This window comes from Kitasatospora sp. NPDC001664, from assembly GCF_053596675.1.
Map to the genome: position 1 here is coordinate 39,444 of NZ_JBSFGS010000009.1, position 21,050 is coordinate 60,493.

The window sequence follows — 21,050 nt, forward strand, 5'->3', positions numbered from 1 at the left end:
CTGCCGGCCTCAGCGGCGGTGCTTGCCGTTGCCCGGGGTGGCGGCGGCCTGGGCCGGGGTGGGGTAGGGGATGCGGAGCTTGCGGGCCAGCGGGCCGACCGCCTGGCCGGCGCCGAGGGGGCGGGCGAGGAGGAGGACGGAGGCGAGGATGAGGAGGGAGCCGGTGCCGAGGGAGAGCAGGGCGGCGATGACCTCGTTGGGGACCAGGTCGGAGACCAGGCCGGTCAGCCAGTGGGCGGCGAGGGCTCCGGGGGCGCAGGCGAGGGCCAGGGCGAGGTGGAGGACGACCACCCGGGCGCCGTCGAGGCCGCTGCGGACCGGGGCGCGGCGGCCGGCGGCGGCGCCGGTGTTGAGGCCGGTGTTGAGCACCAGGGTGGCGTCCGGCGGGAGGTCGGCCGGGTGGGCCGGAGCCGGGGACGCGGCGGTGGTGCCCTCGCGGCGGAGGCGGCGGCCGAGCGCGCGGCCGGTGAGGGCCACGCCGAGCAGGACGGCCAGGGTGTGGGCGCCGGCCATGCCGACGATGATCCAGCGGCTGGGCAGCACCAGGAAGGCGACGTAGGAGAGGGCGACGTTGCTGCCGGAGATCACCGTGGTGAGCCAGAACGGGGTGCGGGCGTCGCTCATCGCGTAGAAGCCGCGGGCCAGCGCGTACTGCGCGCAGAAGGCCGGGAGGCCGATCGCGAAGGCCATCAGGACCTGGGCGATCACCTCGACGTCGGCGGCCGCCACGTTGCCGTGGCCGTAGGCGAGGCGGGCGATCGGGGTGGCCAGGGCGAGGAAGACCGCCGAGGCGGGCACGATCATCCCGGCCGAGCTGCGCAGCGTCTGGGCCAGCTCGCGGCCGACCTCGGTGAAGCGGCCCGCCGTCACCGAGCGGGACATGCCCGGCAGGATCGCGGTGACCAGGGAGACCGTGATGATGCCCTGCGGGACGATGAAGAGCAGGTAGGCGTTGTTGTAGGCGGTGTAGCCGAGGCCGATGTCGGTGAGGCCGTCGTCGGCGGCCTTGGCGAGGGCGCCGGTGGCCAGGTTGGTGATGCCCAGGAAGCAGAGCTGGGTGACCACGACCAGCATCAGGGCCCAACCGGCCGCCCGGAGCGGAGTGGTGAGCCCGGAGCCGCGCCAGTCGAAGCGCGGGCGGTAGCGGAAGCCGGAGGCCCGGAGCGAGGGCAGCAGGGCCAGCGCCTGGACCAGGATGCCGAAGGCGCTGCCCAGGCCGAGCAGCATGGCCGCCCCGCTGGAGACGTCGTCGGCGGTCTTGGCGAAGTCGAACAGCACCATGTAGAGGCTGAAGACGGCGATCACGACGACGTTGTTGAGCACCGGGGCCCACATCATCGCGCCGAACCGGTCACGGGAGTTGAGCACCTGCCCGAGCAGGCCGAACAGGCCGTAGAACAGCACCGCCGGGAGGCAGTACCGGGCCAGGGCCAGGGTGAGCTCGCGCTGGGCGGTGTCGTTCGGACCGTAGTTGGTGTAGGCGTCCACGATCATCGGGGAGCAGAAGAAGGCCACGGCGGTGATGCCGATCAGCACCACCCCACAGACCGTCAGCAGCCGGTTGGTGTACGCCACGCCGCGGTCGGCGTGCTGCTGGGCGGCCCGGACGAGCTCGGGCACGAAGACCGAGTTGAGCACGCCGCCGATCAGCATGATGAAGATGGTGTTCGGCAGCATGGTGGCCACCGCGTAGCCGTCACCGACGCCGGCCACGCCGATCGCCGCAGCGATCACGGCCGCGCGGACGAAGCCGAGCGCGCGGGAGCTGAGCGAGCCGAGCGCCATGATCATGCCGTTGCGGGCGGTCCGGCCGGCCTTGGCGGACTCGGACTCGACCTCGGGCTCCGACCTGGGCCCGGTGGTCGCCGGGTGCTGCTGCGGCGCGGGCGGCGCGACGGCGGGCTCGGTGGCCGGGACGACGGTGAGCTGCATGGTGGCGTCGGGCAGGCCGCCCCCGGCGAGCGGAGCCACGGGGACGGTCGGCGGCACGGGCGGGACGGGCGGCATCGGGGGAGCTGCCTGTCGGCCCGGGTGCGGTGGCCGCGGCGAGGGCACCTGCGGGCCGAGCTGCATGGTCGGCTGGCTGGGGGCCGGCTGGCTCAGCTGCATGGTCGGGTGGCTCGGCGCGGGCTGGCCGAGCTGCATGGTCGGGTGGCCGGCAGGCCGGCCGGGGGCACCGTAGGCGTCGGGTGCCTGGTGCGGCGCGGCGGGTGCGGCCGGGGGCGCGGCAGGAGCCGGTGCGGCGGCGGGCTCGTCGCGGAAGAAGCCCTCGGGGAAGCGGCTGTCGGGCACAGGAGCGGGAGCGGCGGCGGCCGGGGCGTCCGGGACGTGGTGGAACGGTGTCGCGGGCGGTTCTCCGTACGGGTTGGCCGGTTCGTCCGTCCTGTGCATGGTCATCCGACCCCCGTCACTCGGTGCCTGGGCAGCGGAAGTGCGGCGACTGCCCGGCCCGGCCGGGGGTAGGCACACCCGGCCGGAGAAGTCTGCCGCACTGCGGCACCCGCTGGGGAGCCCCGTGCCGTGTGCTGGAAATCTCTCCAGCCCGGGCCGTCGGCATGCCGCTGAGGCGTGAGGTGTCGTGAAAGTACCTGTTCAGGACGGTTTTTCCGCTGCCGATAGGGAGTGAATCGGTTGATCCTGCCCTGACCGATCCCTCCCCGTGTGGTTCCGGGGCGCCCGTGTGATCCTTCTCACGGACCGTCAGGAACGGTGCCGGGGAGCTGGGTCGCCGGGGTCGAGGTCGGGGGCGGGGTCGTGGGCGAGGTCGTCCGCGGGCTCGGAGGCGACGCTCGGCTCCGGGGTCGCGAGCACCCGCTGGACACGGGGTCGGGTCCGCCGACCGACCCGGCGGACGTCGCGGGAGAGGGCGCCGGGGCGCCAGAGTTCGAGGGTCAGGGTGACGGCGCTGATCACCAGGGCCCCGGCCAGCCAGCCGCCGAGGACGTCGCTGGGCCAGTGCAGGCCGAGCGCGATCCTGGTCCAGCCGATGGCCAGCACGGCCGTGCCCGCGATGCCGCAGGCGGCGATCCGGCCGGAGCGGTTGGCCCGGGGCCAGACCAGGATCACCAGGGCGCCGCAGGTGACGGTGGAGGTCAGCGCGTGCCCGGAGGGGAAGGAGAGGCCGGAGGCGGCGGCGACCGGGTCGTGGAAGAGCGGGCGGTCGCGTCCCGCGAGCTCCTTGCCGCCGGTCTCCACCAGCCAGCCGGTCAGGATCAGGGTGGTCGCCCAGCCGGCCAGGGTGCGGGCCCCGATCGCCCAGAGCCAGAGGGCGGTGAGGGCGAGCAGCACCCGCATGGTGACGGTGCTGCCGATGTCGGCCAGGGTCTGCATGGACGCCGTCCACACGGTGTGGTCGAGGGCGTACCCGTGCAGCGAGGCGATCCAGCCCGCGTCCAGCCGTCGCAGTGGCCCCCAGTCGCCGAGGACCAGCAGGGCCAGGGCGGCGAGCAGTGCGGCGGACCCCAGGCTCACGGCGGTGCAGACGAGCAGCTGCCGCCGACGGCGGAGTCCGGCCCCGTCGCCGGGCCGGCCGACGGCCGGAGGGACGGCCCCGGCGCGGGCGCCGGAAATGGACGGGTACATGACTGACACCTTCCCAGTGGCCGGGGTGGTTCGGAGGCAGTACGGATAGCGATTCGGCATCTTTTGTGGGGAGAAGCTGCGGATGACCGGCGTCCGTCCGTTGTGCGGAGGGGAGGGCGGATCGGAGAGCTCCGCATTCACGCCGTGTCGTCCCGGTGTCACGCGCTGTCGACCGTCGCGCGGGAAAAGTCGCAGGATACTGCATGCCGGGAAGAAACTGGGTGAGTTGGGAATGTTGTCCTATTTCTGTGCGTTGGATCGTTACGTGTGAGCCTCCTGGGGCCCGCACACCTTTGCCCCGGCTCACCCCCGGCGGGGCGGGATCCAAGGCAGATCGGCACCAGCAGCAAGGGAGCAAGCATGGCCACTCGTGCCGTCGTTCGCGACAAGGCCGACCGGACTCGCACGGCCCGGCCGAACAACCTTGAGGCCGACCGAGACCTCGTGGGCATGTATCTCGACGAGATCGCCCGTACGCCCCTGCTCGACGCCGCCGAGGAGGTGGAGCTGTCGCTGCGAATAGAGGCCGGCGTCTACGCCCAGCACCTGCTGGACGAGAAGACGCTGCCGAAGGGCGCCAAGCGTGAGGAGTTGGAGGCGATAGCCGAGGACGCGGAGCGCGCCAAGGACGTCTTCATCAGGTCGAACCTCCGACTCGTGGTGGCGGTGGCCCGGCGGTACCCGCGCAGCGGTCTCCCGCTGCTCGACCTGATCCAGGAGGGGAACGCGGGCCTGGTGCGGGCGGTCGAGAAGTTCGACTACTCGAAGGGCTTCAAGTTCTCCACCTACGCGACGTGGTGGATCCGGCAGGCGATCACCAGGTCGATCGCCGACCAGTCCCGCACCATCCGGCTGCCCGTGCACCTCGTCGAGGAGCTCGGTCGGATCCGCCGGGTGCAGCGGGAGAAGTCGAAGGAGCTGGGCCGCGAGGCCGAGCCGGCCGAGGTGGCGGCCGAGCTGGACACCACCGAGCAGCGCGTGAAGGACGTGCTGGACTGGGCGCGTGACCCGGTCAGTCTGAACATGTCGGTCGACGACGAGGGCGAGACCCAGTTCGGAGACCTGGTGGAGGACACCGGCGCGGTCTCGCCGGAGGACGCCGTGATGGTGATGCTCCGTCGCGAGGAGCTGGACGGTCTGATCGGCCGGCTGGACGACCGCACCGCCTCGATCATCCGGTCCCGTTACGGGATGGAGGACGGCCGGGAGCGGACGCTGACCGAGGTCGGCAAGCAGCACGGGCTGACCCGGGAGCGGATCCGGCAGATCGAGAAGCACGCGCTGGCCGAGTTGAAGAAGATCGCGGACCACGCGGGCTTCGAGGCGGCCTGACCGGTGGCGGGAGCGCCCCGGACGACGAGCAGACGGACCCTGACGGGGCTTCGGCCCCGGCGGGGTCCGTCGCCGTTCGTGGCCTCGGGGACGGCCCCATCGGGGGGACAGACCCTAGGCTGGAGCGGAGACGGACGAAGGAGTGACAGCGGTGGCTGAGCAGCAGGAGCAGCGGGAAGAGCAGCAGGGGCAGGAGGCCGGGGTGCAGCCGAAGCCCAAGTCCAAGCTGGTCTTCGACGACCCCTTCGACCGGCAGACCAGCGACGACACCGATCAGGGCTGGGGCGGCTCCGAGGGTGGGGGCGGCGCCGGCGGGGGCCGGGGGCTGGACTGGTACCTGAGTCAGCGGCCGCCGCACCACGGGGGGTGATGGCGCGGCAGCCGCGGGGGAGTGGTGCCGGGGGCGGGACGGTCAGCGCTGGCGGACCAGCGCGTCCCGGATCTCGGTGAGCAGCGCGACCTCCTTGGCCTCGGCCTCGGCGGCCTCCTCGGCCGGGCTCTTGTACCGGGCCATCACGCGCTTCATCGGGACGATGAGCACGAAGTAGACCACCGCTGCGGTGATCAGGAAGGTGATCAGCGCGCTGATCACCGATCCCCAGAGGATGAGGATGCCGGACGTGACCTTTCCGTCGGCGTCCACCGAGCAGGGGCCCTTCAGGCAGGACGAGTAGGCGGACAGGTCCTTGGCGCCGAACGCCCCGACGAGCGGATTGATGACGCCGTCGACGAAGGCGTTGATGACTTTGGTGAAGGCCGCGCCGATCACGACGGCTACGGCGAGGTCGATGACATTGCCGCGAAGCAGGAATTCCTTGAAGCCCTTCATGCCGCGCTGAACGACAGTCAGCACGGATGGTCACGGGTGAATTCCACGGCCCGGAATTGACGGATCGTCACTGGTCAGGGACGGGTGGGGGCTGGTCAGGAGGGTGGGGCGGAGCCGGTGCAGCGGGGCAGGGCGACGGCCTCGGCGGCCGGGACCGGCCCGGCCGGTGGGCGCAGCGGGCCGGCCGCCAGGGCGGTGGCGGCGGCCAGCAGGCCGGTGGCGAGCAGCCCGGGCCGGTGCCGGACGGCCTGCTGGAGTCGGTGCCGCCCGCCGGAGCCCCGGCGGATGGGCGGGAAGGGCGGCACCACCCGGCGCGGCGGCACGGCGGGGGCGGCGGCGGGGGTCGCCGTGCGGGCGTTGACGGAACCGGAACCGGAACCGGCACCTGTGGTGGCGGCGGTGGTGCGGGTGAGCGGGGTGGTGGTCATCGGGTGCCGCCTCTGGTCGGGCCCCCGCACGGTGCGGGAGCGTCGCGGGATCAGAGTGCTGCGGCGTGGTGCGGAGCGGCGGACACCGTCCACCGCCTGTGGATAACCCCGGCCTGTGGACAACGGGCTTCACCCGTACGGAGGACGGACCCGGCGGACCCGAGGGACGCGGCCGACCCGACGGGCCCGGCAGGCCCGGGGCAGGCCCGCCCGGAGAACGCCGACGGCCCGGCACCTCGGGGTGCCGGGCCGTACGGGAGGATCGATTCAGCTCGCGGAGCCGGAGCTCGACGAACCGCCACTGCCGGAGCCGCCCGAGGACGCCGGGGCGGCCGCCGGGGCCGAGGCCGACGACGCCGAAGAAGAGGACGACGAGGACGACCCGGACGAGGAGCTCACCGAGCTGCTCGACGAGGAGCGGCTGTCGGTGCGGTAGAAGCCGGAGCCCTTGAACACCACGCCCACGGCGGAGAACACCTTGCGGAGCTTGCCCTGGCAGTCCGGGCACGTGGTCAGTGCCTCGTCGGTGAACTTCTGGACCGCCTCCAGGCCGTGGCCGCACTGGGTGCACTGGTACTGGTACGTGGGCACGTGTTCTTCCTCCTGGCCTTCCCCCTGGCACTCTCACCTGATGAGTGCTAACGATGGTCAATGATGCGGCATTCCGCAGGATCAGTCCAGCGCCGCCGGTGTGAGAACCGCCGCCTGGCCACCCACGCGCTGTCCGCCGCGGCCTTCGGAGCGGCTCTCGGAGCGGCTCTCGGACCGGGCCACCGTACGGCTCGCCGGGCCCGGCGCGACCAGCAGGTGGCGCAGGGCCAGCAGGGCCACCAGGCCCAGGCCGACCCCGGCCAGCGGGACGGTGAAGCCGGCCGAGGCGCCGCGCCAGTCGATCAGCTGTCCGGCCACGGTGGAGCCCAGGGCCAGGCCCAGGCCGATCGCGCCGGTGAGCCAGGTGAAGGCCTCGGTCTTGGCGTTGTCCGCGACCAGGGTCTCGATCAGGGTGTAGCCGGTGATCAGGGTCGGGGCGATGGCCAGGCCGCAGAGGAGTGCGGCGACGGTCAGGGTGGCCAGGTTGGGCATGGCCCAGAGGGTGGAGCAGCCGGCCAGCAGCAGGGCGTAGCAGGCGAGCATCCGCTGCCGGGCCGAGCGCCGCCAGTTGACCAGCCCGTAGACCACGCCGGCCACCATGGAGCCGCCGGCGAAGATCCCGTAGACGATGCCGTTCATGTCCGCCCGGCCGACGCTCTCGGCGAAGGCGGTGATGGAGACCTGGAGGGCGCCGAAGACGGTGCCGACGCCCAAGAAGGAGGCGGCCAGCAGTCGGACGCCCGGGGAGGCGAGGGCGGAGACGCGCTCGGCACCCTCGACGTGCGGGTGGCGGGCCGGGGCGGTGGAGCGCTGGGCGGCGAAGGCGAGGCCGCCGGCCACGGTGAGCGCGGCCTCCGCGATCAGGGTGGCGGTGGGGGAGACCCCTGCGGCGATGGCGGTGGCCAGCACCGGCCCGACGACGAAGGTGAACTCGTCGGTGACGGACTCGAAGGCGAAGGCGGTGTTCAGTGTGGCCGGGGAGTCGGAGAGCCGGGCGACCCAGCGGGAGCGGACCATCGCGCCGATCTGCGGCACGCTGGCGCCGGCGGGGGCGGCGGCGAGGAAGAGCGCCCAGGCGGGGGCGTGGCCGAGGGCCAGGCCGATCAGGGCGGCCACCGAGACCGCGTGCACCGCGATGCTGGGCAGCAGGACCGCGGCCTGCCCGTGGCGGTCGGCGAGGCGTCCGGTCTGCGGGCCGATCAGGGCCTGTGCGACGGCCGAGACGGCGGCGACGCTGCCGGCGGTGCCGTACGAGCCGTGGGTCTCCAGGACCAGCAGGACGATGCCCAGGCTGAGCATCGCGTACGGCAGCCGCGCCACGAAGGCGGGGGCCAGGAACGTCCAGGCGCCGGGCGTGCGGAGCAGGGCACCGTATCCGACGCGGGTGGGGTCGTCGACCGTTCGGCGGGCCGTCACGGTCGGTCCTTCCTGCTGCCTGGTAGCGCAGTGGGGGTGTGGGTGACCCCGACGGCGCCGAGAGCTGTCCTCTCGCGCGTCGACCGGGGTTGATACCGGGCCCGGACGGCCGAGGGTGGGGCGTCCGGACGCGGCCGCCGAGCGGTCGCGCCAACTCTGCTTCAGGCAGATGTAGCGGGTGTTTTCAGTTCGGTTCTCAGAAGATCTACGGAGCCATTCTACGCGGGTAGCGTGACTCTGCCACCCCTCCGCGCCGGTGAATTCACGGTGAACACCGGCGCGGGGGAACGAAACCCAGGTCAGGCCTTCCTAGGGCCGGGAGCGTCCGCGCAGCCAGCCGGCCAGCTTGCCGCCCTCGTCCACCGCGCGCAGCCGCTTCTCGGCGGCCTCGCTGACCTCTTCGGTGGTGACCACCAGCAGTTCGTCGCCGGCCCGCAGCACGGTGGCGCGGTCGGGCACGAAGCTGGAGCCGTCGCGGACCACCAGGGTGACGGCCGCCCCGGGCGGCAGCCGGAGTTCGCCGACCTCGACGCCGGACATCCGGGATTCGGCGGAGAGGGCGACCGAGAGCAGCTGCCCGTGCAGCCGCTCCAGCGGGGCGGACTCGATGCCCAGGTCCTGGCCCATCGAGCCCTCGCCGATCCGGAGCCACCTGGCCACCAGCGGCAGGGTCGGGCCCTGGAGCAGGGTGAAGACCACGACCAGGATGAAGACGATGTTGAAGACCTCGTTGGCCAGCGCCGAGTCCTGCTGGAGCACCAGCGGGATGGTGGCCAGCACGATCGGCACCGCGCCGCGCAGCCCGGCCCAGCTGAGCAGGGCCTGCTCCCGCCAGGGCAGCTTGAACGGGGTCATGGTGGCGAAGACCGAGGCGGGCCGGGCGACGAAGACCAGCACCGCGCCGATCACCAGCGCGGGCACGATGGCCGAGCCCATGGTGCCGGGGGTGCAGAGCAGGCCGAGCAGGACGAACATGCCGATCTGCCCGATCCAGGCCAGTCCGTCGGCGAAGCCGCGCACCGCCGGGCCGTGCGGGAGCTTGGAGTTCCCGAGCACCACCGCGGCGATGTAGACGGCCAGGAAGCCGGAGCCGTGCAGCAGCGCACCGCCCGCGTAGGCGCCGACCGCGAGCGACATCACGGCGATCGGGTACAGGCCGGAGGAGGGCAGTGCCATGTGCCGCACCGCCCAGGCGCCGAGCTTGCCGACCGCGAGGCCGACGGCCGCGCCGATGGCCAGCTCGGCGATGATCGTGCCGAGCAGCGCGTACCAGGAGTCCAGCGGGCCGGTGGTGGCGAAGGCGACCACCAGGATCACCACGGGGGCGTCGTTGAAGCCGGACTCGGCCTCCAGGAGGCCGTTCAGCCGGGACGGCAGCGGGACGGTGCGCAGCACCGAGAAGACCGCCGCGGCATCGGTGGAGGAGACGATCGCGCCGAGCAGCAGCGAGGTGCGCCAGTCGAAGCCGGCCAGCAGGTGCGCGCCGAGGGCGGTGACCGCGACGCTGACCGCGACCCCGAAGGTGGCCAGCACGGTGGCGGCGGGCATCACGGGTCTGATGGAGCGCCAACTGGTCTTCAGTCCGCCCTCGGTGAGGATCACCACCAGGGCCGCGTAGCCCAGTACCTGGGTGAGCTCGGCGTTGTCGAACTCGATGCCGAGTCCGTTCTGGCCGAGCGCGACGCCGATGCCGAGGTAGATCAGCAGGCTGGGGAGGCCGGTGCGGGTGGAGAAGCGCACGGCGACGACCGCGAAGAGGAGCACCACGGCGACTTCGAGCAGGAAGCGGTTCAGGTCGTCGACAGTCACGCAGGGGCACCTCGGCGCAGTGAGGGGGCGGGCTGATGGAGCGTCTGAAGGCAGGCCCCGGAAGGGGACCTGACGGTCCGTCATCCAGGGATCGTTACCCAGTCTAACATTTTACCTGCTCTTTTACATGTGGTCGAACGGGTTCCGCTTCGGCGGGCGGCGGGCGGCGGGCGGCGGGCGGCGGGCGGCGGGCGGGCGGGTGGAGCGGGGCGGGGTCGAACGGGTTCCGCTTCGGTGGCGCCGTGCGGCGGGCGGGCGGGCGGGTGTGTGGGGTGGGGTGGGGTGGGGTCGGACGGGTTCCGGTTCGGTGGCGCTGCGGGGCGGAGCGGGTTGAGTGGGCGGAGCGGGGTCGGGCGGGTTCCGGTTCGGTGCCGCCGTGGGTGGGCGGGCCTGCGGGGCGGGGTGGGGCGGATTCCGGTCTCGGGAAGGGCCGGTAGGGTCCACCTGATCCGACCACGGGCGCCCCGAGTGCAGCTCCGCAAGCGCGTGCGCCCTAATGTGGTGGTCTGTCACGGCCGCCCGTCTCCCAGCCAAGGACTCAACCAGATGCCCCGCTCGAAGAGGTTCCGGCGCGCTCGTCTGCTCGTGATCGTGCTGGTGGTGCTGTTGGTCGCCGGCACGGTGGGCGGCGGCTGGTTCGCCGTGCACACGGTGCAGGCCTCCTTCCCGCAGCTGGACGGGAACGTCAAGGTGGCCGGGATGACCGCGCCGGTGGACGTGAAGCGCGACGCCAAGGGCGTGCCGCAGCTGTACGCGGACACCGCCGAGGACCTCTTCCGCGCCCAGGGCTACGTCCAGGCGCAGGACCGCTTCTGGGAGATGGACGTCCGACGGCACGTCACCGCCGGGCGGCTGTCCGAGATGTTCGGCGACGGCCAGGTCGAGACCGACTCCTTCCTGCGCACCATGGGCTGGCGCCGGGTGGCCCAGCAGGAGTTCGACACCCAGCTCTCGGCCGACACCAAGAAGTACCTCCAGGCCTACAGCGACGGCGTGAACGCCTGGCTGAAGGAGCACCCCGGCGGCAGCTCCGCCTCGCTGGAGTACGCCCTGCTCGGCACCGTGAACGGCGACTACTCGCCCGAGCCGTGGAGCCCGGTCGACTCGGTGGCCTGGCTCAAGGCGATGGCCTGGAACCTCTCGGGCAACATGCAGGAGGAGATCGACCGCTCGCTGCTGGCCCAGGACTTCAGCGCCGAGAAGATCGAGCAGCTCTACCCGCCGTACCCGTACGACCGCAACGGCACCATCGTGAAGACCGGCAAGGTCGGCGCCGACGGCACCTACCGCCCGGCCGACGGCCAGGCCAACGCTGCCCAGCCGACCGGCCAGTCCCGCGCCGTCACCGCCTCGCTGCTCGGCGACGTGGCCGGGAAGATGGCCGCGATGCCGCAGCTGCTCGGCCGGCAGGGCCAGGGCATCGGCTCCAACTCCTGGGTGGTGGACGGCAAGCACACCACCACCGGCAAGCCGCTGCTGGCCAACGACCCGCACCTCGGCCCGGCCAACCCGTCCATCTGGTACCAGATGGGCCTGCACTGCCGCACCACCGGACCGGCCTGCGGCTTCGACACCGCCGGCTTCACCTTCGCGGGCATGCCCGGCGTGGTCATCGGCCACAACAAGGACGTGGCCTGGGGCTTCACCAACCTCGGCGCCGACGTGACCGACCTCTACCTGGAGAAGGTCACCGGCCCGGACACCTACCTGGTGGACGGTCAGGAGCGGAAGTTCGAGACCCGCAAGGAGACCATCAAGGTGGCCGGCGGGGAGGACCGCACCATCGTGGTGCGCACCACCGACCGCGGCCCGCTGATCTCCGACAAGTCCACCGAGCAGCAGAACGTCGGCAAGTACGCCCCCGCCGACTCCGCGCCCGACCGGGCCGGCGGCTACGGCGTCGCCCTGCAGTGGACCGCGCTTGTGCCGGGGAAGACCATGGACGCCGTCTTCAAGCTCAACCAGGCCGCCAACTGGGACCAGTTCCGGGCCGCCGCCGCCGACTTCGCCGTCCCCGCGCAGAACCTCCTCTACGCCGACACCAAGGGCAACATCGGCTACCAGGCCCCCGGCATGATCCCCCAGCGCACCAAGGGCGACGGCCGCTACCCCGCCCCGGGCTGGGACTCCACCTACGGCTGGAAGGGCACCAACGGGGCGTACGACTTCGTCCCCTTCAAGTCCCTGCCGTACGTGCTCAACCCCTCCGAGGGCTACATCGTCACCGCCAACCAGGCCGTGGTGGACCAGAGCTACAAGCCCGTCCTCACCACCGACTGGGAGTACGGTACCCGCGCCAAGGAGATCACTGACCAGATCACCGACCGCCTCAAGAACGGCGGCAAGATCTCGCCGGAGGACATGAAGGCGATCCAGCTCGACAACACCAGCGTGATGGCCCGGACCCTGGTGCCGCTGCTGCTCAAGATCCGGATCGACGACCCCTACGTCCGCGAGGCCCAGGACCTGCTCAAGGACTGGAACTACAACCAGGACGCCGACTCGGCCGCCGCCGCCTACTACAACGGCGTCTGGCGCCAGCTGCTCACCCTGGCCTTCGGGCAGAAGTTCCCGGCCGGACTGCGCGCCGAGGGCGACTGCCTGCTGGTCCGTCAGAAGTCCGCCGACACCCTGCCGCAGGACGACCTCAACAAGAACCCCGTGGTCACCGTCTGCGGCACCCGCGACCCGGGCCAGGCCCAGCCGGACGGCGGCGACCGCTGGACCGAGGTGGTCCGCCGGCTGCTCACCCAGCCCGACTCCAGCTGGTGGGAGTACAAGGACTCCGACCGGCAGACCCAGAAGGGCCTGGGCAACCTGCTCGCCCAGGCGCTCAAGAACGCCCGCCAGGACCTGACCTCCCGCCTCGGCAAGGACGTCTCCACCTGGAGCTGGGGCCGCCTGCACACCCTGGAGCTCAAGGAGCAGACGCTCGGCTCGGACGACTCCTCGATCGCCTCCGGCCTGGTGCACCGCCTGCTCAACCGCGGCCCGTACCGGCTCTCCGGCGGCACCGCCGCGGTCAACGCGGCGGGCTGGAACGCGGCGGCCGGCTACCAGGTGGACTGGATCCCCTCGATGCGGATGGTCGTCGACCTGAGCGACTTCAACGCCTCCCGCTGGATCAACGTCGGCGGCGCCTCCGGCCACGCGTACCACGACAACTACGACGACCAGACCGTCGACTGGCAGCGCGGCAACCTGCTGCCCTGGCCGTACTCCCCGGACCAGGTCGACCAGGCCACCACGCACCGCCTGGTCCTGACGAACGGTTAGACCCGGAAGGAGCTGGGCGGGTGGGCGGGGAGGGTGCGCCGGAGCGGCTCGCACTGCTGATCGGCGTGGGGGAGACCCCGGCGGCGGGGGACTGGTTCCCGCCGCTGGCGGAGGCGGTCTCCGTCGACCAGCGGCTGCTGGCCGCCGCCCTGGGCGGGTCGGGCTACCGGGTCGAGGTCCTGCGCGACCCGACCCGGAACGAGATCACCGCCGCCCTGGCCGGCCTCGCACGGGACGCCCCGCCCGGCTCCACCGTGCTGCTGCACTACACCGGGCACGGCATCCGGGTGGGCGACACCGACCACCTGGTGCCGGCGGACGCCCGGGCACCCGAGGACGGCGGGACGTCCGGCTGGGACCAGCCGCACGTCCTGGAGTCCCTGCTGGACGCCGACCTGAGCCGTTACCTGACGGCCTGCCGGGCCGGCACCGTGCTCTGGCTGATCGACGCCTGCCGGTCGGCCGAGGAGGAGGACGGCACCACGGAGTTCGGCAGCCGGATCACCAAGGGGCCGCCGGAGGGCGGCTTCGCGGTGATGACGGCCTGCGCTCCCGGGCAGCGGGCCGGGTACTCGGCTGCCGGGAGCTTCTTCACCAGAGCACTGGCCGATGCCTTCGACCCGCTCACCGAGGCCAGCACGGTGGAGGAGCTGTACGGGACCGCCGCCCGGCTCACCCGGCAGTACGCCCGGCGCGAGCGGGCCGGGGAGCAGGACGTCCGGATCCACTACGGGACGGCCCTGGAGCACGAGACCCGGACGACCCCCGTGGCGCAGGGCCGTCGGCTGCTGGAGAGCTGGCAGGAGGCGGTGTACGCGCCGGGGCTCTGGGCGCGGGTGCCGGCGGCCGAGGCGGCGCTGGTGACGCACCTCCAGGAGTGCCTGACCGAGCTCGCCACCGAGGTCGCCCGGCAGGTGCACCTCGCCCAGAAGGACCTGCCGGATCCCTGGGCGGACGACGACTTCCCGGTGCGGGTGCTCCGTGACCGGCTGCCCCAACTGCTCGTCAAGGGTGTCGAGCTGTCCGCGCTGGAGGCAGCGGCGCTCGTGGCGGGGGTGTTCCTGCGTGAGGCGATCTGGGCGGAGCGGCAGAGTCAGGCCGCCCTGCTGGGGCCGGGCCTGAGCCCCGACCAAGCGGAGGAGAGCGAGCATCGGCGCGAGTACGAGCAGGTGATGGCCCGTCACCCGGAGATCAAGGAGCGGATCTGGAGCACGCATCGCCGACGTGCGGGCGAAGCGGCGGAGGGACAGCGGAACGCTGCCGTGCTATGGCTGGTGCATCGGTGGATCGCAGAGCGGTTCGAGACCGAGGAGAACCCGGTGCCCGCCTACTGGGGCGATCGGTTGGCCATGCAGATCCTTTCCGCGAGATCCGACGGCGCCTCACCCTCGGGCCGGGCCGCCGAACTGTCGGTGGCACTGCGTGGCATCGCGGCTGCGCCGGTCCTCGGACTGCCGTCGGAGGCGGAGGTCCAGGCTCTACCCGAGCGCCACGTCGTGGCCGGCGGGTCCCACCGGCTGAGGGTCCGCGCTCTCTCGGCCCTCCTGCGGCTGGGCACGCTCCTCGCCGTGGACACACGGATGCTCCCCGAGATCGTCATCGAGCACCTCGTCGTCTCCGACCCTGTGCTCCCGAGAGAACTCCTCAGCGCGGTCCGGGACGCAGTCTGGGACCAGGAGGACGATGAACTGCGCCTCGATGCGGTCTGCCCCCACCCGGCGGTCCACGCCACCCTCGGCGCGATCGTCGAGGAGGCGGACGGCCTCTGCCGCTTGCTCCGGGAGGACTTCCGGCGGTGGCCGCCTCCCGAGACCGCCCTCGTGACCGGGCTGCCGTCCAGGGTGACCGACTGGAGGCTGCGCGCTGAGGAGCGGCAGGGCAGGCGGGCCTACGACGTGCCGCTGCTGCGCTTCACCCTGGCGCAGACCGAGGTTCGCCGGCTGCTGATGGGGGAGCAGCTGTACGACGGTCAGCGCGAGCTGGCCGTACGGGAGCTCTACCAGAACGCGATGGATGCCTGTCGGTACCGGGCGATGCGGCTGCGCTACCTACGGGGTTCGGGCGTCCGCCCGGCACCGTGGGAGGGCGGCATCCGGATCGCGGCCGGAGAGGACGAGCGGGGCCGCTACGTGGAGTGTCTCGACAACGGCGTCGGAATGACGGCCGAGCAGCTCAAGGAGACCTTCACCCGGGCCGGGCGTCGTTTCGGCCAGTCGCAGGAGTTTCGCCGCGAGCAGGCGGCCTGGCTCCGGCAGGACAAAGCACTCCGGCTGTACCCGAACAGCCGGTTCGGCATCGGGGTCTTCAGCTACTTCATGCTGGCCGACGAGATGGAGATCGTGACCCGCCCGGTCGGTCGTGACGGGTACCCGGCTCCGAGGGCACTACGAGTCTTCATTCCGGGGAGCGGGAGTCTCTTTCGGGTGCAGGAACTCAGCAGCCCGGGTGAGGTGCTGTTGCCGGAGGGCGGTACCCGGGTCCGCTTGTACCTGCGGGACCACGAGGCGCTGACGTGGCGGACGTGCGAGGACCTGCTCAGGTCGCTGGTGCTGGTCAGCGAGTTCCGACTCGAGGTGTGCGGCGGTCCCGGCCGGTCACATGTCTGGGAGCCCGGAGCGCTGCAGGAAGCCGAGGCGCCCGGTACGGCCGCCGAGGCGGTCCCGGGGACCCTCTGGTGGGTTCGGGGCACGGGGGCGGTGCTCTGCGACGGAATCGCCACTGACAGGCGCCCGTTCGGCTACGTCCTCAATCTCACCGGGCCGCATGCGGGTGAGCTGAGTGTGAGCAGGACGAAGCTGGAGCGGTACGACACCCAGTGGGAGAGCGAGCAGTGGCGAGTAGGCGCCGAAGCCTTGTCAGGTTGGCCGGAGTTGACACTCGGTTGGCTCCACGAACTGGAGTCCCACCACCTGGAGGCAGCCCGTTTGGTCCGGGACTGCTGGAGAGGGCGGGGTGTTCAGGCACGGGGGCAGGCGCGAGGCCGGTACAACCAGCCGATCGGCTCGGCTGACCTGGACCGGGCCGGCTGGTTCCCGCTGGACCGGGCCTTCTTCCAGAAGGGGAGCGAACTCACCACCGAGGAGCTGGGCGCCTGGAGCCTGGTGGCCCCGTGGCGCTCGGCCGTGCTCGGACTGGACCGGAGAAGCCAGCAAGCGGGTGTACCGAGCTCCCTCGTGGGCTTTCCGGTGCCGTCTCCCGGATGGAGCGCGGTCGCCGCCAGCGTGAACGAGGACTGGCGTTCAGTGGTGCGGGCGGCGCGCAGACTCCGGATCACGGTGGCTGACGTTCTCCGGGTCACCCGTGGTCTGCGGGTCACGCATCCGGGCCTGGCCGGTCCGGCCGTGCAGGAAGGCGACCTCGACTGGGAACCGTCGGAGTACGACGAGCTGATCACCGATGGCCTGGTCCTCCCCAGGAGCAGCCCGCGTCACACGGCCGCGTACCAGTACCGTCATTCCCCTGAGGACCTTCGGGGGCTGGTGCGGGCGTCCCACATGGGATCCGTCTCCCTTGGCGAACTGGCGGCACGGTGTGCCCGGTACGCGCCCTTCCTGCCCGTGCCTCTCGGGGAGGCACCGGATTGGCATCGGGATCACGTCGTCAGCGACGACGACCTGGCCTTGCTCTATGTGACGCGTGACTACCTGGGACCGCAGCCAGTCGGGAGCCCGCAGGACGTGGTCAGGGTGGCCGCCCGCCTCGGCATCAGCCCCCGGGCCGCCTGCGCGAGGCTCAGCCAGTTCGCTTGGTTGGGCGTGCCGGTCCCGCAGGTGGATGCGGTCGAACGTTGGGAATCGATTCCGGACGGCCTGTTGCCTTACGTCACCCGGTACCTCGACGCGGCAAGTCCGGGTCGGCCGACTCTGCGCTGGGGAGCGACCGTCCAGTTGGCGGCGGACTTGGGGATCACTCTCCGTGAGGCGGAGAGCTCGCTGGCGGGCATCGCCGACAGAACAGGACTGGGGTTCACACGTCGGTACTCGGCCCGGGGAGGCGGCGGGAGCCACGTGCCCTCGGAGGAGTGCGGAGTGATGGTCCGTGAGCTTCGTGACAGCCGGATCGATCTGGAGGAAGGGCTTTCCCTGCGTGACCTCGAGTACGGCCGGATGTACGAGGTGGACCGACAGTCCATGCCCGCCGTCTTCGACGATCTGGGCAGGGCCGGGGTCCGTCTGCCGCGGGCCGCCAAGCTGCTGGGGGCATGGGCAGACCTTCCCCTCCTGAGCCGTCACCTGTTCTCCGGCAAGGAGCCCTCGCTGGGCGATGCCGACTATCCGGCGCTGCCCACTCCGGCTGTTCTCTTCATGGCGGGCATGCATCTGAGGCAGCCCTTGTCCGAAGTCTGGAGGAACGCGCAGGAGGAGTGCGACCGTCTTGGGCTGCCGTCGGAGGTGAGGCCCGCTCCGCTCCCCAAAGCTCTCGAAGCGTTCCGCCCGACGCGGGCGGTGACGGAGATCCTGGTCAGGGGCGGTGTGGAGGGTGTGAACGACGACGATTGGCCGGAGACCCCGGTCTGGATCCCGCTGACCGCAAGGGCGCTGGCGGCCCACGCAAGGCAGGAGGGGGTCGGTGTGCGCGCGGCGTACGAGTCCTTGGCCGGACTGCGCGCCATCGGTGCCCTGCTGCCCGGGCTCACCGCGGAGCAGATCGCCGCGCTACCGCAGACCGTTCCCTCGGAACGGGACGTTGTCGCCGTCGCCGGAATGCACCGTCTGTCCGAGCGCGGGAGCCCCTTCGTCCCGTTGGATCTCGTGAGCATCGCCGGGCGACTCGGTGAGCCGCTCACCGAGACCTGGCGGCGGCTCCTGCCGTACCTCCCGATGGAGTCGACCGGCGAGCCGATCGGGGCGGTGCCTCAGGTGCTGCCGCTCTGGCAGGACCTGGCGGTCCTTTCGAAGGGTTTGGACGGCAAGCTGCCCGCACTGTCCGGAGCGGTTACCACGCAATGGCTCGAGTGGGCCGCCGACGGGGTCGGGGAGAGCGCCGAGTGGGTGCTGGAACGGCTCGGGCACTACGCGGAGCTGTTCGGTCTGGAGCTCCCGACCTCGGCGGAGTGACGGCCCGTCAGGCCCCGGCCGCCCCGAACCAGTGCACCCCGGAGGGGGTGACGGCGGCGTGGACCGGGAGGTCGTGGGGTTCGGCGGGGACCTCGGGGAGCAGCTCGGGGTCGTGCAGCAGGGTGGCCAGGACCGGGGTGGCGCCGAGGCGGGCCAGGCGGGCCAGGACGCGGTCGTAGGAGCCGCCGCCGCGGCCGAGCCTGATGCCCCGTCGGTCCACGGCGAGGCCGGGGAGGAGGACTACGGCGGCGGCGGTCACCGCGTCGGGGCCGAGCCGGGGGCCGGTGGGTTCGAGCAGGCCGCGGGCGGCCGGGGCGAGGGCCTCGGGGCCGGTGTACTCGGCCCAGTCGAGGTCGTTGTCGGGCAGCAGGACGGGCAGCAGGACCCGGGCGCCGGCCGCGCGCAGGGCGTCCAGCAGGGGGCGGGTACCGGGTTCGCCGCCGACCGAGACGTAGGCCGCGACGGTCTCGCCGGGCCGGGCGAGCGCCCCGGCGTGCGCGGCGAGCGCGGTGGCCGCGTGCGCCCGCTGTTCCGGGGTGAGCGCCCGTCGTTCGGCGAGGAGCCGTGTCCTCAGCTCGGCCTTGTCGTTGTGCACCGGATACTCCCTGGTCCGCTCCGGCCCGGTCGGCGCGATCCCCGCCGGGTGCCGAGAGCCTGTCACGTGGAAGGCCCCGGATGTCCACCCCGTTGCTCCTCCAGGCCCTGGCCGGGCTCGGTCTGCCCGCGCTGGGCGCCGCCGTGCTGACGGGCGGTCGGCTGCGCCGGTCGGCGACGGCCGCCGAGGCGAGGGAGGCGGAGCTGCGGCGGCAGTTGGCCGAGCTGACGGCCGAGCGGGACGCGCTCCAGCGCACCGCCTCGTGCGACCCGCTCACCGGCGTGTGGAACTACCGCCACCTCCAACTCACCCTGGACCGCGAGGTGGAGCGGGCCCGCCGGGTCGACCCGGGGGCGCCGCTCCGGCCGCTGGCGCTGCTGATGCTGGAGATCGCGGGCTTCGACGCGGTGGTGGCCGAGCACGGGCGGGGCCGGGGGAACGCGGTGCTGCGCGACCTGGCCCAGCGGCTCAGCGTCGAGATCCGGCGCTCCGACACCCTCGGCCGGTACGGCGGCGAGGAGTTCCTGGTGGTGCTGCCGGACACCGGCCCGGAGGGCGCGGCGCACGTGGCCGAGCGGCTCTGCTGGACGGTCCGCCGCCACCAGCTGCTCGACTGGTCCCCGGCCGGTCCGGCCCCCCGCCGCCCGGTCAGCGGGAACGGGCTGACGGCGGCGGTCGGCATCGCGGTGCTGCCGGAGGACGGCGGGCACGCGGCGCTGCTGCTGCGCGCGGCCGACCGCGCGCTGGCGGCGGCCCGCGCGGCGGGTGGCGACTGCTGGCGGGGGACGGCCGACGCGGGCCCGGCGGGGACCGGGGCGGAACGGCCGGCGGCGAGCCCGGCGGAACGGGCCGCCGCGGCCGTGACCGAACGGGCCGTTCCGAGCGCGACGGCGGGTGTCACGGCAAGTGTTGCGGCGGGTGTGTCGGAACGGGCAGTGGTGGGCAGTACGGAGGGGCAACAGGAGTGCGGCGGGAATCGCCGGCGGGTGTTCACGGGTGCCGTTCCGGGCGAGCCCGCCGATGCGGCCCGCACGGAACCGCAACAAATCCCCGGTACTCTGTCGCCCTGTACCGGCAAGGCCACCCTCACCCCGGCCGGTGCTGCCCACACTCCGGCCGTCGCCGCCGAGCCGGGTTCCTGACGGTTCGGCAGTTCACGATCGGTTCACCCAGCTCTCAGTGTGGCGGAATTCCGCCCCTATAAGGTCTGACACATGACGACGAACGCCCGCATCCCCGTTACCAAGGCCGTGGTCCCTGCCGCCGGACTGGGGACGCGCTTCCTCCCCGCGACCAAGGCCACCCCGAAGGAGATGCTGCCGGTCGTCGACAAACCCGCCATCCAGTACGTGGTCGAGGAGGCGGCGGCCGCCGGCCTCTCCGACATACTGATGGTGACCGGCCGCAACAAGCGCGCGCTCGAGGACCACTTCGACCGCGCGTACGAGCTGGAGGAGCTGCTCGCCCGCAAGGGTGACCAGGACAAGCTGCGCCGCGTGCAGGAGTCGGTCCAGCTGGCCAACATGCACTACGTCCGCCAGGGCGACCCGAAGGGCCTCGGCCACGCCGTCTCGGTGGCCGAGCAGCACGTGGCCGGCCAGCCGTTCGCGGTCCTGCTCGGTGACGACCTGATCGACCCGCGCGACCCGCTGCTGGCCCGCATGATCGAGGTCCAGCAGGAGCTGGGCGGCTCGGTGGTGGCCCTGATGGAGGTCGAGCCGGAGCAGATCCACCTCTACGGCTGCGCCGCCGTCAAGGCCAACGGCTTCGGCGAGGACGTCTTCCGGATCACCGACCTGGTGGAGAAGCCGGAGACGGCTGACGCCCCGTCGAACTACGCGGTGATCGGCCGCTACATCCTCGACCCGGCCGTCTTCGACGTGCTGCGCGAGACGGAGCCCGGCCGCGGCGGCGAGATCCAGCTGACCGACGCGCTGCGCACCCTGGCCACCCGGGACGAGACCGAGGGCGGTCCGGTCCACGGCGTGCTGTTCAAGGGCCGTCGTTACGACACCGGTGACCGCGCCGACTACCTTCGCGCTATCGTCCGTCTCGCGTGCGAACGTGAGGACCTGGGCCCGGAGTTCCGCGGCTGGCTGAAGGACTTCGTCGGCGCCGAGATGCAGGACTGACCA

General features: G+C 72.4%; 14 protein-coding genes. 6 read left to right on the forward strand and 8 right to left on the reverse strand.

Features of this window, described 5'->3' with window-relative positions:
• Positions 1-9: 9 nt before the first annotated feature.
• Together murJ and ACWCYY_RS14700 are read right to left on the reverse strand one after the other, a co-directional pair.
• Positions 10-2,397 carry a murein biosynthesis integral membrane protein MurJ gene (murJ, locus tag ACWCYY_RS14695; protein WP_449796216.1) on the reverse strand — a complete coding sequence of 796 codons (2,388 nt, stop codon included), beginning with the start codon at positions 2,395-2,397 and terminating at the stop codon, positions 10-12.
• 303 nt (positions 2,398-2,700) lie between these two features.
• Complete coding sequence (locus ACWCYY_RS14700; RefSeq protein ID WP_449796217.1) at positions 2,701-3,582, reverse strand: phosphatase PAP2 family protein; 882 nt, start codon at positions 3,580-3,582, stop codon at positions 2,701-2,703.
• A 360-nt stretch (positions 3,583-3,942) separates the two neighbouring features.
• On the opposite strand from ACWCYY_RS14700, the gene ACWCYY_RS14705 reads away from it, so the two are divergent.
• Both ACWCYY_RS14705 and ACWCYY_RS14710 read left to right on the forward strand, forming a co-directional pair.
• Complete coding sequence (locus ACWCYY_RS14705) at positions 3,943-4,914, forward strand: sigma-70 family RNA polymerase sigma factor (RefSeq protein WP_345282538.1); 972 nt, start codon at positions 3,943-3,945, stop codon at positions 4,912-4,914.
• A 151-nt stretch (positions 4,915-5,065) separates the two neighbouring features.
• Positions 5,066-5,284 (forward strand): hypothetical protein, encoded by a 219-nt coding sequence (locus tag ACWCYY_RS14710; protein WP_345282540.1) that lies wholly within the window; start codon positions 5,066-5,068, stop codon positions 5,282-5,284.
• Positions 5,285-5,326: 42 nt separating this feature from the next.
• On the opposite strand, the gene mscL is transcribed toward ACWCYY_RS14710, so the two are convergent.
• From mscL to ACWCYY_RS14735, 5 genes are all read right to left on the reverse strand, one after another.
• Positions 5,327-5,767 carry a large conductance mechanosensitive channel protein MscL gene (mscL, locus tag ACWCYY_RS14715; protein ID WP_345282542.1) on the reverse strand — a complete coding sequence of 147 codons (441 nt, stop codon included), beginning with the start codon at positions 5,765-5,767 and terminating at the stop codon, positions 5,327-5,329.
• Positions 5,768-5,838: 71 nt separating this feature from the next.
• The gene (locus tag ACWCYY_RS14720; protein WP_449796218.1) at positions 5,839-6,171 is read right to left on the reverse strand and encodes a hypothetical protein; all 333 of its coding nucleotides are present in this window, start codon (positions 6,169-6,171) and stop codon (positions 5,839-5,841) included.
• A 267-nt stretch (positions 6,172-6,438) separates the two neighbouring features.
• Positions 6,439-6,762 carry an FmdB family zinc ribbon protein gene (locus ACWCYY_RS14725; protein ID WP_345282545.1) on the reverse strand — a complete coding sequence of 108 codons (324 nt, stop codon included), beginning with the start codon at positions 6,760-6,762 and terminating at the stop codon, positions 6,439-6,441.
• An 81-nt stretch (positions 6,763-6,843) separates the two neighbouring features.
• Positions 6,844-8,178 (reverse strand): MFS transporter, encoded by a 1,335-nt coding sequence (locus ACWCYY_RS14730; protein WP_345282547.1) that lies wholly within the window; start codon positions 8,176-8,178, stop codon positions 6,844-6,846.
• 309 nt (positions 8,179-8,487) lie between these two features.
• Positions 8,488-9,987 (reverse strand): potassium/proton antiporter, encoded by a 1,500-nt coding sequence (locus ACWCYY_RS14735; RefSeq protein ID WP_345282548.1) that lies wholly within the window; start codon positions 9,985-9,987, stop codon positions 8,488-8,490.
• 546 nt (positions 9,988-10,533) lie between these two features.
• On the opposite strand from ACWCYY_RS14735, the gene ACWCYY_RS14740 reads away from it, so the two are divergent.
• Both ACWCYY_RS14740 and ACWCYY_RS14745 read left to right on the forward strand, forming a co-directional pair.
• Entirely contained in the window at positions 10,534-13,263 is a 2,730-nt protein-coding gene (locus tag ACWCYY_RS14740; protein ID WP_449796219.1) for a penicillin acylase family protein, read from the forward strand.
• A 20-nt stretch (positions 13,264-13,283) separates the two neighbouring features.
• Positions 13,284-18,320, forward strand: a complete 5,037-nt coding sequence (locus ACWCYY_RS14745; RefSeq protein WP_449796220.1) for an HD domain-containing protein — start codon at positions 13,284-13,286, stop codon at positions 18,318-18,320.
• A gap of 7 nt (positions 18,321-18,327) precedes the next feature.
• Here ACWCYY_RS14745 and ACWCYY_RS14750 read toward each other — a convergent pair whose 3' ends face one another.
• Positions 18,328-18,915, reverse strand: a complete 588-nt coding sequence (locus ACWCYY_RS14750) for a 5-formyltetrahydrofolate cyclo-ligase (protein WP_449796221.1) — start codon at positions 18,913-18,915, stop codon at positions 18,328-18,330.
• Positions 18,916-18,995: 80 nt separating this feature from the next.
• On the opposite strand from ACWCYY_RS14750, the gene ACWCYY_RS14755 reads away from it, so the two are divergent.
• Positions 18,996-20,057 (forward strand): GGDEF domain-containing protein, encoded by a 1,062-nt coding sequence (locus ACWCYY_RS14755; protein WP_449796222.1) that lies wholly within the window; start codon positions 18,996-18,998, stop codon positions 20,055-20,057.
• A 72-nt stretch (positions 20,058-20,129) separates the two neighbouring features.
• Positions 20,130-21,047, forward strand: a complete 918-nt coding sequence (gene galU, locus ACWCYY_RS14760) for a UTP--glucose-1-phosphate uridylyltransferase GalU (protein WP_345282556.1) — start codon at positions 20,130-20,132, stop codon at positions 21,045-21,047.
• The last annotated feature ends 3 nt before the right edge of the window (positions 21,048-21,050 follow it).

Coding starts and splice junctions, on each gene's coding strand:
- murJ (WP_449796216.1), bottom strand. CDS start 2,397: ATGACCATGCACAGGACGGACGAACCGGCCAACCCGTACGGAGAACCG.
- ACWCYY_RS14700 (WP_449796217.1), bottom strand. CDS start 3,582: ATGTACCCGTCCATTTCCGGCGCCCGCGCCGGGGCCGTCCCTCCGGCC.
- ACWCYY_RS14705 (WP_345282538.1), top strand. CDS start 3,943: ATGGCCACTCGTGCCGTCGTTCGCGACAAGGCCGACCGGACTCGCACG.
- ACWCYY_RS14720 (WP_449796218.1), bottom strand. CDS start 6,171: ATGACCACCACCCCGCTCACCCGCACCACCGCCGCCACCACAGGTGCC.
- ACWCYY_RS14740 (WP_449796219.1), top strand. CDS start 10,534: ATGCCCCGCTCGAAGAGGTTCCGGCGCGCTCGTCTGCTCGTGATCGTG.
- ACWCYY_RS14755 (WP_449796222.1), top strand. CDS start 18,996: ATGTCCACCCCGTTGCTCCTCCAGGCCCTGGCCGGGCTCGGTCTGCCC.
- galU (WP_345282556.1), top strand. CDS start 20,130: ATGACGACGAACGCCCGCATCCCCGTTACCAAGGCCGTGGTCCCTGCC.